The organism is Lentilactobacillus kefiri, from assembly GCF_007989105.1.
Classification (GTDB): domain Bacteria; phylum Bacillota; class Bacilli; order Lactobacillales; family Lactobacillaceae; genus Lentilactobacillus; species Lentilactobacillus kefiri.
In genome coordinates this window covers 118321-133521 of sequence record NZ_BJVK01000002.1, presented here as the reverse complement: position 1 = coordinate 133521, position 15201 = coordinate 118321, and the positions used below count along the sequence as shown (strand labels likewise).

Genomic DNA, 15201 nt, shown 5'->3' with positions numbered 1-15201 from the left:
TCACAACTTTCTTAAATCGTCTTCAAGGCCAGTTTCTGAAGTTGTCTTCTCATCGACGTCCTTTACTTTTCGAGCGGGAACGCCGGCAACCACTGTTCGTGGGGCAACGTCTTTGGTGACGATTGATCCGGCAGCAACAACGGCTCCTTCACCAACGTGGACCCCTTCAATGACAACTGCATTGGCGCCAACCAAGACATTGTCATCGATTTGAACCGGTTTGGCGGATGCGGGTTCGACAACTCCTGCCAAGACGGCACCGGCACCAATGTGTGAATGCTTGCCGACAATTGCTCGGCCACCCATCACGACTCCCATATCAATCATTGTGTCATCGCCGATTTCAGCGCCAATGTTGATAATGGCACCCATCATAATAACGGCATTGTTTCCTATAGTAACGTGGTCTCTAATGATGGCACCCGGTTCGATCCGGGCATTGATATTTTTGATATCTAATAATGGAACCGCTGAGTTTCTGGAATCAGCTTCGATTTCATAGTCATCAATTTCGGATTGATGCTTTTTGAGGAAATGCTTAACGTCCTCCCAATCACCAAACAATGTCGCTGTGTGTTTTTCAGCAAATGCCTTGATCGACTTGGGGAACTTAAGATCTTTAACTGATCCTTTGATGTAAACCTTCACTGGGGTTTTCTTCTTCGCATTTCCAATAAAATCAATGATTTCACGTGCACTTAGTTGTTCCATTATGATTCTCCTATCTAATGTCTATTTTGAATAAATTATTTATTTAACAGAAACAATCTTCTAATCCAACCGCTCATCTAATGAAACTAAATCCTCAAAGGTTTCTCGTTTGATAGCAAGCTGTGACTTGCCGTTTTCAACAAAGACAACTGCGGGGCGGGGATTACGGTTATAATTGGACGCCATTGCGTATCCGTAAGCTCCGGTGTCCAACATTGCCAACACATCGCCAGGCTTGGTTTCAGGTAAATCCTGCTTTTGAATGAGGATATCACCCGACTCACAATACTTACCGGCGATTCGAACCGTTTCTTTGGTTGGAGCGGTTGGATTCTTGGCAAGCACTGCTTCATATTTTGCCTGGTACAAGGCTGGCCGAATGTTATCACCCATTCCACCGTCAACCGTGACGTATGAACGAATGCCGGGAACATCTTTGCGGCTGCCAATTGTGTATAAGTTATATCCGGCAGGACCGGCAATTGACCGACCCGGTTCAATCCAAACAGCTGGCATTGGTAAATCGGCTTCTTCAGTCCGCTTTTTAATCGCCTTTACAATCGCGTCAACAAACATCTCTGGCGCAATTGGATCATCATCGTCGGTATATTTGATTCCGAAGCCCCCACCGACGTTAACAACCTTGGCAACGTAGCCGATTTCTTTATTCCATTGCGTCAATGTATCGATGAGCTTAACGGCCGCCATTTCAAATCCTTTAACTTCAAAAATTTGAGAACCAATGTGGCAGTGAATGCCCAACATGTTCATCCGGCCATCTTCAAGAACCAGTCCAAGAGCTTTACGGGCCTGGCCGCTTTGAATGTCAAAGCCGAACTTGCTGTCAACTTGACCAGTTTGATCATATTCATGAGTATGGGCTGAAATCCCGGGGGTTACCCGCAGCATCACATTGATGTGGGATTGGCGGTCGTCCAATACTTCTTTCAGCAAATCAATTTCATGGAAGTTATCCAAGATGATGACGCCGATTTGGTGATCCACGGCCATTTCCAATTCTTCACGGGATTTGTCATTTCCGTGGAAGCTAACCCGCTCCATTGGGAACCCGGCTTTGATAGCTGTGTAAAGTTCCCCGCCGGAAACAACATCAATGTGGCCTTTTTCCTGGTTAATCAGCTGAAACATTGCGATACATGCAAATGCTTTGCTGGCATAACTAACTGCAAAGTCGACACCATTATCTTGGAACACCTTTTGGAAGTGGTGGATCTGGTCGCGGATTGCTTTGACGTCGTAAACCACCAAAGGCGTTTTATATTGTTTGACCAAATCCAGCGAATCTACTCCGCCAATCTGTAAGTGTCCTGCTTCGTTCGTTGATAACTGGTCGATTTGATTAGTCATGTTCTTTCCTCCAAATGTTTAATGTTATCTTTACTGGAAATAAAAAAATCTCTTCGTTTAGCGCTTAGCTAAACAAAGAGATTCAGAATTTAAAATCATATTCCGTATCATTTGTCGTTAGCGCCCCGCAGCCGACATGTCCGCCGCGACAGTCCAAAGCCTCTTAAGCTAAGTCCCAGCGCGCCAAGTGCTACCTCACATGGTGCTTCGGCAACCGCCCCTTTCGTTAGCTTCAAAGTCCAGGTAGGAACTCCACTAATTACTGATGTTGGTTGCAACCTCTAATGATTTAATTGTGATAATTTTATAATGTTTCTCATAAAGTGTCAATGCTTTTAAGCCGACTTTTGCAAATTTATGCAGGCAGGCGTTCAAAAAAGACTTGCTCTTGCAAATTAATTCAAAACTGCTAAAATTCGTTTTAACAATCTCTAACCGAATTGTTAATTAATGGGAATATCCAGGGAGTGATTAAAAGTTATGAAAGTCGTTAAGTTTGGAGGCAGTTCGTTAGCCGATGCCGCCCACGTTCAAAAAGTGATCAACATCATCAAAAGTGATCCGGAACGGAAAGTCGTCGTTACCTCAGCACCCGGAAAAAGATTTTCGGATGACATTAAAGTCACTGATTTATTAATCAAATACGCAAATGCCATTATTGGCAAAGCTGATCCAACTCAAATTGTGGCGGACATTTTCGCCCGCTATCAGGAAATTGGGAATGGCTTCGGCGTTTCAACAACTGTATTGGACGACATTAAATCAAAACTAACCGGTCTGCCCGACAAACCATATCCGAACAACGACTACCTGATGGCGGCTTTTAAAGCCCATGGCGAACGCTTAAATGCCGAGCTCATTGCCGCCTGCTTAACCCAGGCGGGGACCAAAGCCCGCTTTGTTGATCCAAGTGAAGCTGGCATCTTGTTGAGCGATGATCCCAACAGCGCCACTGTCTTGGAAGAGACTTACGACAATCTCGCCAACTTAAAGTATGGCGATGAGAGATTAATCTTCCCCGGCTTCTTTGGATTTACCAAAGATGGCCAGATTGCCACATTTGCCCGCGGCGGTTCAGATATCACCGGATCAATTCTGGCACGTGGCCTTCACGCCTCACTATACGAAAACTTCACGGATGTTGATGCAATTTATGCAGCAAATCCTAAAATTGTTCCCGATGCCCATCCCATTCACAAATTAACTTTTAGAGAAATGCGTGAACTTTCATACGCCGGCTTCTCGGTCTTCAACGATGAAGCCATCATTCCCGCAATTCAGGGACAAGTTCCCATTAACGTTAAAAATACCAATAACCCCGACCTTCCCGGAACCCTGATCGTTCCCGAAAAAGATTTTACTTCCAAACGTCCGGTTACCGGAATCGCCGGTTCCAACCGATTTTCAGCCCTCTATCTTCACAGATACCTGCTGAACAAGGAAGTTGGATTTACCCTCAAAATTTTACAAATCCTGTATAAATACGGTGTTTCATACGAACATATGCCTTCAGGAATTGATGACCTGACAATCATATTTGACCGTAGTCAGTTGGACAGTGATACAATTAAAAAAATGTGTCATGATATTCAAACCGAACTCCACCCCGACACCCTTGACTGGATCGATGATTATGCAATCATTATGGTCGTTGGTGAAGGTATGCGGGCGCGGGTCGGGACCATTGAGAATATCATTCGACCACTCGCTGAGCACAATATCCCCGTTCACATGATCAACCAAGGTGCTTCACGAATTTCAATCATGTTAGGGACTCGGCAATCTGATGCCGACGCAGCGGTAAAATACATTTATGAACATTTTTTTAAAGAAGACCCTTCCGCCAACCAAATTGAATACCAGACGGAAGTTTAGAGGAGGTACATCATGGTGCAATTATTAAAGGTCCATGGATCACAAAATAAGTTCTTTATTCTGGATCAAACTGAATTAAAGACCAAGTTAAGCCAACCGGAATTGGTCGCATTGGCCAAACACATTACTGCGCCTGGAAACGGACTTCTTGACGGTGCCGATGGTTTGTTGGTGATTGATAGTTCTGATCATCAAGATGCATTGGGCAGCATGCAGGTCATCAACACGGACGGCAGCATTGCTTCAATGTGTGGCAATGGTCTGAGAACAGTTTCCCGCTATCTTTCCGACAAGTTTGGGAAGGACGCATTCAAAGTTGAAACAATGGATAGTGACTTGGATGTTCACCGAGAAGCCGATCTTGCCGACGATGTTCCAACCTTCAGTGTTGAAATTTCCCCGGTTAGCTTTGCCAAGGAAAACCTGCCATTTGATAATTTAGGTACTGATACGCTGATCAACAAGGAAGTGCCACAATTTGCACCAGGATTGAAGTTTACCGCAATTGCGGTTCCCAATCCCCACTTAATCAGCTTTGTTGACGAAGAAACCATGCATTCAAAAACGCTTGGTCAACTTGGGAAGATGCTGAATGATCCCAATGATTACTTCCCAGACGGCGTCAACGTCAGTTTTGCTCAGATTCTTGATCATAATAAGCTGTTTGTCCGGACTTACGAACGTGGTGTTGGCTTCACCAATGCTTGTGGAACCGGAATGTCGGCTACCAGCCTGGCATTCTGCCTCAACCATCCGGACGTTGCCGACTTTGACGAAGTCATTTCAGTGTACAACCCCGGTGGCATGGTTAAGACACGGGTTCACAGTCGCGACGATACTTTCTCAATTGACTTGATCGGAAACGCAACCTTTACCCACAAGATTGAAATTCCAGATGATGATCTTCACGCCAACAATTTGGATCACGCCAAGATTACTGAAACCGGCGAACAGGTTGCCTACTTGAAGTTCGTTGAAGGATTAAAGAGTCAGACAGTTAAATAATTAAAAACAAAAAAATGATCCAGCAGAATTTGCTGAATCATTTTTTATTTTGCTCATTTAGCCATGTTTCATGAATCAACTGATTGGCCATCACTTTGCAGATCATATCAATTAATTGATCCTGCATGAAGGTCTTGGCGTCAAAATCAGCTGGCTGGCCGTTGATACCAACAACCTGCATCCCTTTGACCCTGATATCAATATTGTACTTGGCAAACGTGTCAACGATCGCCTGCAGCTTCTCTTCATTCAGCATTTCACTGGCCTCCCAAACGCAATTTCAGGCGCCATTCGTCTTGGCGTACCTGACTTTCTTTTAATCGCAGGTCCATGTATGGTGCCACGGTCAGCAGAAAGGTTTTGACATCTTCGTAATGCGCCTTGCTGGAAAAATAATGATTGGCCTTACGCTGTGAGAGCTTATCAATTTTTGCTTGGAGTCGTTTTAAATAATCTTCCACCAGTTGAAGTGTGTTTTCACGGATACTGGCAACGTAGGCAATCTTTTCGTCTTCGGGATCTTCAATTTCCAATTCATCCACCGACTTAAATGCCTTCAGTTCGTCGGCATCCAAATTCATCAATTGAAGTTCATCCTGGTTCACGGCTTCAGAAAATAACTTGATGTCGGTTTTATCCAGATAGGCCGGTAAGCTTTCGCCATTCATTTTCACCATCAGAATTGCGTTTCTGGCAATCCCCTGGCCAAATTTGATATGGATTACAAAATTCTTTTTGCCGATATAGTTCACGTTATCCAGAATTAATTGAGGATTGTGGGTCACGACTTCGCCCACCGCAAAATAGGTCGCGTGTTTTGTCCGATAAATCTTGCCAAATTTTGGCTGCATGATTGCCCTTCCCTTCGTGAAACCTCATAACCATCATTTTACTGTACATCCAGAATTTTTCAAAGTCGGTATTTTCCAAACATATGTTCAATAATTTTGTATAATAGAGTCTGAATATATCGAAATCAAAGGAGGGGTTAAGGATGGCCGTACATCAAGTCGGCATTAGAGAATTAGTGGAGTTTCTGCTGCGCACCGGTGACCTTAGCCCCGTCATCAGCAGTGAAAACACCGCTCAGGAAGGCAGCCGGATTCACCGAAAGATTCAACACAGCCGCCCGGCTTCATACCAATCCGAAGTCGCTTTAAAGACTTCGATTCAGTACATGGACGATGAATATGTCATCAGCGGCCGAGCTGACGGAATCGACGAACGTGACGGCAAGCCGCTGATTGAAGAAATTAAAACATCCGACCTGGAATTCAACTCCCTGCCCGACTCAACGCTTCAGCTCTATTGGGGTCAGGTCAAAGTCTATTCGTACATCGTCATGCACCAGGCAGACATCAAGTCGGTTGATCTGCAGCTGACTTATGTCCAGACTCCTGACGAAAAAATAACGACTAAGACGCAAACCTTCACTAAAACTGAATCCGAATTGTTTTTCACCGCTCTGGTAACCGAGTTTGAACAGTGGATCAAGCTGCGCCATGACTTGGACGAACGGCGAATTCGTTCAGCAAAAGCCCTAAAATTCCCGTTCCCGGATTATCGTCCCGGCCAACACAAGCTTGCCACCAACGTTTACAAGACGATCCTGTTGGAAAAGCATCTCTTTGTGGAAGCGCCGACTGGAACCGGGAAAACCATTTCAACGCTCTTTCCAGCGATCAAATCAATGGGTGAACAGTTGATTAGCCGGATTTTTTATTTTACAGCCAAGCAAAGCACCCGCCACGTTGCCGAGAACACGATCTCAATCATGGCCAAACAGGGGCTGACCCTCAAAAGTATTACGCTAACCGCCAAGGATAAGATTGCCTTCCCGGCTGAAAAAGATGTCCCACCTGAGAAGAATCCCTACATGGTCGGCTATTATGACCGGGTTCGAACTGCGATTAAAGACATTATTCAAAATGAAGATCAGATTACCAAGAAAACCATTCAAACATACGCTGAAAAACACAAGGTTGACCCCTTTGAATTCTCACTGGACGTCAGCTTGTTTTGCGATGTCATCATTTGTGATTACAACTATTTATTCGACCCACAGGTTCATTTACAGCGCTTCTTCTCATTTCCCGATCCCACCAACTGTTTCTTGGTTGATGAAGTCCACAATCTGGTCCAGCGTTCACGGGAAATGTATTCGGCAACCCTGGAATCATCTCCTATCAACCCATTGTTGGAACAGCTGGTTAAACACAAAGCTGCCAATCAGAAGGTCATTAAACGCCTCGAATCGTTAAAACGGTCATTTAAACGCTACAGTAAGCCGGCCGCAGAGACAGTTGATAAACAGATTGCCCAGCTGGCACCATTGGACAACTTTAACAACACTCTTGAGAACCTGATTGAAACCATTCACCAATGGCTGGCCACCCAAACGCCCAGTGACACAGTGGATGCGGTCGTCGATTATTATCTGCAGTGCCGGCGCTATTATCTGATCAGTACGTTTTACGACGAAACTTACCGGACCCGGATCATTATTGGCGATCACACAATTATTTTCCGGCAGTTCTGCATGGATCCCAGTAAACAGCTCAAGGCCAGCTTAAATTTGGGTGGGGCAGCAATCCTCTTTTCAGCTACCCTGAGCCCAATATCGTATTACCAACAGGTTTTGGGCAACGAAGAAGACAGCCTCTGCATGGTATCTCATTCATCATTTCCGCAGGAAAACTGTCAGGTTGTCATTGCCAATAACATCAATACCCTGTACGCCAACCGCGAAAACAGTCTCAAGCCGATTTGTGAGACCATCTTTACCATGATCAGCCAAAAGGCCGGCCACTACATGATGTTCTTTCCATCAATGGCTTATTTAAACGCCACGCTAAGCAAGTTTGTGGAACTTCATCCAGACATTGACGTGATTAATCAAAAGCCGGAAATGGATAACGATGCCCGAACCGCGTTTCTTGACGAATTTCGCAATGACGATAAACAGACAAAGGTTGGTTTCGCACTGCTCGGAGGCATTTTCTCTGAAGGAATTGATTTAAAAAACGAACAATTAATTGGTGTTGGAATTATCAGCGTCGGCCTTCCGGGCATGAATAAGGAATCCGATCTCATCCGAGAATATTTTGATTCATTAAATGGCCAGGGCTTCTCGTTTGCCTACCAACTCCCCGGTTTCAACAACGTCAGTCAGGCAGCTGGACGAGTCATTCGAACCGATACCGACAAAGGCATCATCGTTTTAATGGATCAGCGATTTAATCAAACCCGATACCGCCAGATTTTTCCTCAAAATTGGGCAAATATTAAAGTGACCAATAACGCCGATCAACTTAAAAATACCCTGCAGAATTTTTGGCAAAATGGGAATCGGTAGGCGTTCTCATTACAATTTTTACGATTGGGTGTATACTAATATCGCTGTTCGTTAATTGAATTAAAGCCAGGAGGGGTAATAATGAAATTAGCAATGTATAATAATCAGCCAACATTTGTCGCACCCCAAAATGATCAATTCTGGGGTGTTCCAATTACTGGTTACAACTCAATCGACGATATTTTAAACGATTGGCAGAATTTTGTATCCAATGTGTTGATTAATGTGAACGATGATAAAATCATCGACAATGATGAAGCTTCCCAGCTTGATCCCCAGAAGTTCCAACAACCCGTGCAACATCCACGTCAAATACCCGCTGTTGGTTTTAACTATCTTGACCACATGAAGGAAATGGACACGGCCAAGCCCAAGCGGCCAAACATTTTCAATAAGTTTGTCAGCTCGTTGGCCGGTCCTCACAACTCAATTCATCTCAGCGGTGATACCGTTGACTGGGAATCTGAATTGGTGATTGTCATTGGCCGCGGTGGCCGAAACATCAGCCGTGAAGACGCCGAAGATGCCATTGCCGGTTACCTGGTCGGTCAGGATATCTCCGATCGAACCGTCCAATCAATCGATGGTCCCGGCACCCAATTTGATCTGGGAAAATCATTCAAAAATTACTCGCCAATTGGTCCGTACATAACCACAATTGCTGACGTTGAGGACATTGTTTCCAAAACGGTTGTCACCAAAGTCAACGGTGAAATCATGCAGCAGGCAACCATTGATAAAATGATTTTTGATATTCAAACCCTGATTTCTTATATTTCAGGAGTCATCGATCTCTATCCCGGAGATTTGATCTTCACTGGAACCCCAAGTGGAACCGGTGTTGGCCGTGATCCACAGATTTTCTTGAAGTCCGGTGACGTATTCACCAGTGAAATTGATGGACTTGGAAAGATTGAAACTAAAGTAAATTAAACAACCGAACAATATCAAGGTATAAAAATGCTGGAGCCAAATCATTGTGATTTAGCTCCAGCTTTGTTAATTTTGATCATGTGTTTAATTAAAGTGCATGATGCTGCCAACTACCTACTTTTTACGCAGGATGCTGACACCTTCAGGAACCATGAAGTCCTTTTGAACCATGGTTAATTTGCCAGATTCACTGTCACGAGTGTACAATGTGGCATTGTCTGAATTTTGATTCAGTGCGATAACAAATGATTCATCATCGCTCAAATTAAAGTCCCGTGGGAAGTCACCTTCAGTTGAAATTCGTTGAACAAGTGACAAATTGCCCTTTTCATCTGAACTGAACACGGCAATTGAGTTGTTACCACGGTTTGAGACATAAACGAAGCGACCGTCTTTTGATACTCGAATGGCAGCAGCCCCATTGTGTTCAGTCCAATCATCAGGAATGGTTGAATGAACGTTGCGAACTGACAAGACACCTTTATCAGAATCGTAATCCAAAACAGCGACATTACTGCTTAATTCACCTACAAGGTAAGCGACTTTCTTCTTTGCATCAAAGTAGATGTGGCGTGGGCCGTAACCGTCCTGCATTTGAAGTTCACTAACGGGTTCTAATTTACCGCTGTCTTCCAAATCATAGATGAAGACCTTGTCGACACCCAAATCGACAGCTACAATTCGGCCTTCGGGTGTTAAATTGATATAATGCGGATGTGGGCCATCAAGCTGTTCTTTACGGAAGCCCAATGTTCCCTTGTCCATAATTCGGTCGGCTTTGGTAATTGAACCATCTTCACCGATCTTGTATGAATTAATTGTGCCGGCATGGTAATTAGCAGTGAAGACCAGGTGCTTGTCTTCATCAACCGAAATATACGCCGGGGAAGTTTCCTGATCATGAATTGAGGCGATCGGCTTCAATGGGAAATCATTGCTTGTGCCATCCCATTCAACAAATCCGCCGGTTACGTTGCCCTGGTCATCTTTAACCTTGGTAATAGCATAGATCCGCTTCTTATTTGATTCAGCTACATATGTTGGGTCAATTGCACTGCCAACAAATTCCAAGTTTTGCAATTTTTTAGTTTCAGTATCTAATTCTAATTGATAAACACCTTTACTGATTCTTCTAGTATAGGTTCCAAGCAAGTATTTTTCTTTCAAGATTGTTCCTCCCTAATAACTTTATACGTTCATTATGCCACACATAAAACCTAAAGGAACACCTTTGAAAGCTTTTTCACGAAAGGAAGTTAATTTATGACATCATTCGAAAAATTTCATCCTGTATTAACCGCTCATTTAACATTGGATTGGCTGACCCAGGCACCTGTCAAGTCCATTGATGACTTGTTTTCCAAAGAATCAATCAAAACTGCCAAAGCAGAAAAAATGCCCAGTGAGATTCTTGACACCGTTAAGAACATTAATCACATAATGCGCCTAGTCATGAATGGCAAGGAGCTGACTTGGGGAATGACCGACTCAAGTTCTCAAGAATTCATCGGCATTATCAGTCTCCGTGGGTTTGAACCAAAATCCGATACCGGCTCAATTGAACTGATTATTGATAAAAAGCATGATGACGACTTGGCCGAAGCCGTTGAAAGAGCCCTTCAATTTGCCCACGATCATTTTGACTTTAGACAGATTACCCTCACGTTTAATAAAGTGTCTGCCCACACCAGGTCGTCACTGGAGCAGATCGGCCTTGAAGAACCGACAGAAAACACATTTGTCGCAAACGTCTAAGCCCCAATGGATTTCCGTCCTTCAAAATCATTGCATTATTGTGATTAGTATATTAGAATTGTTCTAAAGTATAATATGATTTATAATCATTACAGATAGTAATTTATAGAACCGCTCCTCATGGAGGTGCATAATCATGACAAACGCAACCCTTAAACACTCACTTGGTCAACTTAAAAAACAAGGCATCCGAATCACACCTCAACGCGAGGTTATCCTGAATTATCTGATTACTCATCATAATCACCCGGATGTTGAAACCATTCGAAATGGTATTGAAGATAAATTACCCAATTTGAGTGTTGCAACAATCTATAATACTTTAAGAATGCTGGTCGATAATGGCATTGTCATTGAATTACCAAACAATGACGGTGGTATCCGTTACGACTATTTTGGTGTGCCGCACTATCACGCAATTTGCGAAAATTGTGGCAAGATCATCGATATTTTTGACGATGATTACCCCGACTTAGTCAAGCACGTTCAACAGACCACGCGAGAAAAAACCGATTTTCTGGTAACCGGAACCCAGATGGAAGTTACCGGGATTTGTCCCGACTGTCAGCGTAAGCTGCATTTGGCAAAGCTTTCAAATAGATGATTATTACAGCGTTAAACCGTTGATATATCAGTCTTTTACCCACTAATTTAAGACTTTTGTCAAGAACTCTTAATATGATTGACAATTAGTCCCTCAAAGCCCACGGGCAAGCGTTAATTCGCTTCCCATGGGCTTTTTGTCTGGTTGAATTGTATCATGCAAATCGTTTATATTAATGACCGTAGCTAATGACCACTTATGTAAAAATATAATAAACATTAAAAATGAATCTCTAAAAATAATATTTAAATTCTGAAGGGAATAATTGATTTGAAAAAAAGAGCGATTATAACTGCCCTTTGTTCGCTGTCATTGGCAGCAATCGGTATGTTTGGATTAAGCAACGCCGCGGGGGCCAGCAGCGTTAACGACTATATTGCAAGCAAAAACATTTCTCACGCCAATATCACCTCATCAATCTGGGGTGGCTTTCCTAAGAACGCCTACCGTAAAGGTACTGGTAAGCCTGAGGGAGTTGTCGTTCATGAAACGGCCAACCCCAACTCAACGATCTATAACGAAATTGCGTACATGAAGAAGAATTACAATAACGCTTTTGTGCACACTTTCGTTGATGCCAGCCGAATCATCAATATTGCCAATACAAACTATCTTGCCTGGGGTGCCGGTTATCCGGCCAACGCAAGGTTTGTTCAGTTTGAGCAGGTTGAGGTTCACAGCAAGTCAGCATTTGCTCACGAAGTTGCCAACGCTGCTTATTACACGGCATACACGTTGAATAAATATGGTTTGAAGCCTAATGATGCAGCCTATGATGGCAAGGGAACTGTTTGGTCACACGGGGGTGTTTCCAAATATCTGGGTGGTACCAATCATACCGATCCAGCCGGCTATTATGCATCCGCAGGTAGAAAATACTTTGGTTCCAAGTACACGTTCGCTCAATTCTATCAGTTGGTGAAAACCGCTTATAACAATTTGTCAGCGGACGGCGCGGCTCACGGTTCATTAACCGCTTCATCAGCAAAAAAGGCATACGACAAGGTATCATATGCCAAAGCAGATTCACAGGCGTCATTAGGAGACGACTACAAGTCATACAGGTTGTACAATCATGTTAAAAACTCCCGTTCAGGAGTGAAGAAGTATTCGTGGGAATCAGTTGCTGCTGAAAAAGGTAAGAAAGTCTACATCGACAATATTGGAACCAAGTCCAATGGTCATGACTGGTACCGAATTACCTTCTCAACAGACAATGGTGCCAAGAAGTACTGGGTCTACGAAAAAGCACTTGATCTAATCCATTGACATCATTTATGAATTAATATATGATTGTGTCAATTTAGAAGACCAAGTAGTGTGACCTCAGAGAAAATGTCGCTTGCTGAAAGACGTTTAAGTGCACGAATCCTATCTTCAATACGATTGCCTTAATCAGGCACGGATCTTTCCGTTATAAAACAAAAGTGTGAAGCCTAGCTTTGAATGAGAATGGTACCGCCCGTCGTGGGTGTCTCAATTTCAAAGCGGGCTTTTTTTATACAAAATATGGGGTGAACATGATGGACAAACGAATTATTGAAGCAAATCGAATTGTGGTGAAGGTTGGAACCAGCAGCTTAATCCACCCAAGTGGTGAGGTTAATCTGAAAACATTTGATGAGCTGGCGTACACTCTGAGTGCGTTGAACAATCAAGGCAAAGAATTGATTTTGGTATCATCCGGTGCCATCGGGGGTGGGCTTAAATAAAATGCACCTCAAAAAACGGCCGACCGAAATTGGCGCCCAACAAGCCCTTGCCGCAATCGGACAATCGGAACTCATGACGTTGTTTACCCAACGATTTGATCATTATCTGACCGACATCGCCCAGGTCCTATTGACTCATGATATTTTTGACTTCCCCAAGAGCAACAAATTTGTTCTAAATACTTTTGACTGTTTACTGCGGGACAATGTCATCCCTATCGTTAACGAAAACGATACGGTGGCAACCGATGAGTTGGATCATAAAACAACCTTTGGCGATAACGACCAGCTGTCGGCAATTGTCGCAAGCCATGTGAATGCCGATTTGCTCATTGTTCTGTCAGACGTCGACGGCTTTTATGATCAAAATCCCAACAAGTCGGCCGATGCCAAGCTGATCAGTACCGTTCATCAAATTGATGAAGGTGAATTCGGGGTTGCCGGTGGTTCCGGCAGCCGATTTGGAACCGGTGGCATGCAGACCAAGCTGTTGGCAGCCAAGCGAATGATTGATGAGAACCGGATGATGGTTCTGGCAAACGGAGCTGATCCACGGATTATCTTCAAAATTTTAGCGGGCGAAGATGTGGGAACGATCTTTCAAAAGGAGAGTGTCACTCATGAATGACAAATTAATTGAAATTGGCAAGAATGCCAAGGCTGCCTCATACAAATTAAATCTATTAGATACAGTGACTAAAAATAAAATTTTAAATGCATTTGCAGACGCATTAACTGAAAATGTCGGGACAATCTTGTCGGCTAATCAAGAAGATTTGGAAAATGCCACGGATATGCCCGCCAAGTTTACCGATCGACTCAAATTGACTGAACAACGAATCAAGGATATGGCAGCCGGCTTACGGAAAGTTGCCGCCCTGCCCGATCCAATCGGTAATATCGATAAGGGCTGGCAAAACGACGCCGGCTTGAATATCGAAAAGAAGCGGGTACCTTTGGGAGTTATTGCCATGATCTTTGAAGCACGGCCCAACGTCACCGTTGACGCTTCTGCCCTCACCTTTAAGAGTGGCAACGCAGTGATCCTCCGGGGCGGTAAAGAAGCCCTTAACAGTAATCTTGCTTTGGCTGAAGTGCTGCGGAATGTCTTAAAGAACAATGGTTTAGACGAAAATGCGGTTCAGATTCTCCACGATATCAGCCATGAAACAGCCAATGATTTGATGCACCTTAATCAATATGTTGATGTCCTCATCCCTCGTGGTGGCGCCGGCTTAATCAATGCCGTTGTCAAAAACGCGACCGTTCCGGTGATCGAAACTGGTGCCGGCAACTGTCATATTTATGTCGACAATGATGCTGAACTGCAAATGACCATCAACATTGTGGTAAATGCCAAGGTTCAACGACCATCAGTCTGCAACGCAGCTGAAAAATTGCTGATTCATAAAGACGTTGCCAATCAAATGCTGCCGGCAATTGCCAAAGCCCTGCAAGATCATGGAGTTGAACTGCGTGGTGATGCCGCCAGCCAAAAGATTGTACCATCAATCATTCCGGCGACTGAAAAAGACTGGTCGACCGAATACAACGACTTGATCATGGCTGTTAAAGTTGTCGATGATGAGCAGCAGGCAATTGATCATATTAACAAATATTCAACCGGTCATTCTGAAGTTATCATTTCAGACAATTATCAAAACGGGCAGGAATTCTTAAATAAGATTGATTCAGCCTGTGTTTACGTCAATGCTTCCACCCGATTTACCGACGGCTTTGAATTTGGCTTTGGTGCCGAAATTGGGATCAGTACTCAAAAGCTGCACGCCAGAGGTCCAATGGGATTGAATGAATTGACCACTACTAAATACGTCATTAGAGGAAACGGGCAAACAAGAGCTTAAATGACGGAAATGAGCAGT

Annotated in this window: 13 protein-coding genes, 1 pseudogene and 1 riboswitch; of the genes and pseudogenes, 9 read left to right on the top strand and 5 right to left on the bottom strand. The window is 43.8% G+C overall.

Going from position 1 to position 15201, the window contains the following annotated elements:
- Both dapD and lysA read right to left on the bottom strand, forming a co-directional pair.
- Entirely contained in the window at positions 1-711 is a 711-nt protein-coding gene (gene dapD / locus LKE01_RS01480; protein ID WP_054768815.1) for a 2,3,4,5-tetrahydropyridine-2,6-dicarboxylate N-acetyltransferase, read from the bottom strand.
- A 60-nt stretch (positions 712-771) separates the two neighbouring features.
- Positions 772-2079: a diaminopimelate decarboxylase gene (lysA, locus tag LKE01_RS01475; protein ID WP_054768816.1), complete on the bottom strand. Its 1308-nt coding sequence runs from the start codon at positions 2077-2079 to the stop codon at positions 772-774.
- A gap of 110 nt (positions 2080-2189) precedes the next feature.
- Positions 2190-2371, bottom strand: a riboswitch (Lysine riboswitch).
- A gap of 188 nt (positions 2372-2559) precedes the next feature.
- Between lysA and LKE01_RS01470 the strand changes: the two genes are divergently transcribed.
- Entirely contained in the window at positions 2560-3954 is a 1395-nt protein-coding gene (locus LKE01_RS01470) for an aspartate kinase (RefSeq protein ID WP_056980904.1), read from the top strand.
- 12 nt (positions 3955-3966) lie between these two features.
- Positions 3967-4959 carry a diaminopimelate epimerase gene (dapF, locus tag LKE01_RS01465; RefSeq protein ID WP_056980905.1) on the top strand — a complete coding sequence of 331 codons (993 nt, stop codon included), beginning with the start codon at positions 3967-3969 and terminating at the stop codon, positions 4957-4959.
- A 37-nt stretch (positions 4960-4996) separates the two neighbouring features.
- Here dapF and LKE01_RS01460 read toward each other — a convergent pair whose 3' ends face one another.
- On the bottom strand, positions 4997-5215 hold the full coding sequence (locus tag LKE01_RS01460; protein WP_054768817.1) for a hypothetical protein: 219 nt from the start codon (positions 5213-5215) through the stop codon (positions 4997-4999).
- A 1-nt stretch (position 5216) separates the two neighbouring features.
- Positions 5217-5810 carry a hypothetical protein gene (locus LKE01_RS01455; RefSeq protein WP_056980906.1) on the bottom strand — a complete coding sequence of 198 codons (594 nt, stop codon included), beginning with the start codon at positions 5808-5810 and terminating at the stop codon, positions 5217-5219.
- Between the two features lie 143 nt (positions 5811-5953).
- Between LKE01_RS01455 and LKE01_RS01450 the strand changes: the two genes are divergently transcribed.
- A complete protein-coding gene (locus LKE01_RS01450) occupies positions 5954-8314 on the top strand; it encodes an ATP-dependent DNA helicase (protein ID WP_056980907.1) in 2361 nt (786 codons plus the stop codon).
- A gap of 81 nt (positions 8315-8395) precedes the next feature.
- Positions 8396-9247 (top strand): fumarylacetoacetate hydrolase family protein, encoded by an 852-nt coding sequence (locus LKE01_RS01445; protein WP_054768818.1) that lies wholly within the window; start codon positions 8396-8398, stop codon positions 9245-9247.
- Between the two features lie 114 nt (positions 9248-9361).
- On the opposite strand, the gene LKE01_RS01440 is transcribed toward LKE01_RS01445, so the two are convergent.
- On the bottom strand, positions 9362-10414 hold the full coding sequence (locus tag LKE01_RS01440; protein ID WP_054768819.1) for a lactonase family protein: 1053 nt from the start codon (positions 10412-10414) through the stop codon (positions 9362-9364).
- Positions 10415-10510: 96 nt separating this feature from the next.
- Between LKE01_RS01440 and LKE01_RS01435 the strand changes: the two genes are divergently transcribed.
- From LKE01_RS01435 to LKE01_RS01415, 5 genes and pseudogenes are all read left to right on the top strand, one after another.
- Positions 10511-11002, top strand: a complete 492-nt coding sequence (locus tag LKE01_RS01435; RefSeq protein ID WP_056980908.1) for a GNAT family protein — start codon at positions 10511-10513, stop codon at positions 11000-11002.
- A 136-nt stretch (positions 11003-11138) separates the two neighbouring features.
- Positions 11139-11606: a Fur family transcriptional regulator gene (locus LKE01_RS01430; protein WP_054768820.1), complete on the top strand. Its 468-nt coding sequence runs from the start codon at positions 11139-11141 to the stop codon at positions 11604-11606.
- 270 nt (positions 11607-11876) lie between these two features.
- On the top strand, positions 11877-12875 hold the full coding sequence (locus tag LKE01_RS01425) for a peptidoglycan recognition protein family protein (RefSeq protein WP_056980909.1): 999 nt from the start codon (positions 11877-11879) through the stop codon (positions 12873-12875).
- Positions 12876-13129: 254 nt separating this feature from the next.
- Positions 13130-13946, top strand: a pseudogene (gene proB / locus LKE01_RS01420) (glutamate 5-kinase).
- Positions 13939-15183: a glutamate-5-semialdehyde dehydrogenase gene (locus LKE01_RS01415; RefSeq protein ID WP_056980910.1), complete on the top strand. Its 1245-nt coding sequence runs from the start codon at positions 13939-13941 to the stop codon at positions 15181-15183. The pseudogene proB and the gene LKE01_RS01415 overlap by 8 nt, the downstream one beginning before the upstream one ends.
- Positions 15184-15201: the final 18 nt, after the last annotated feature.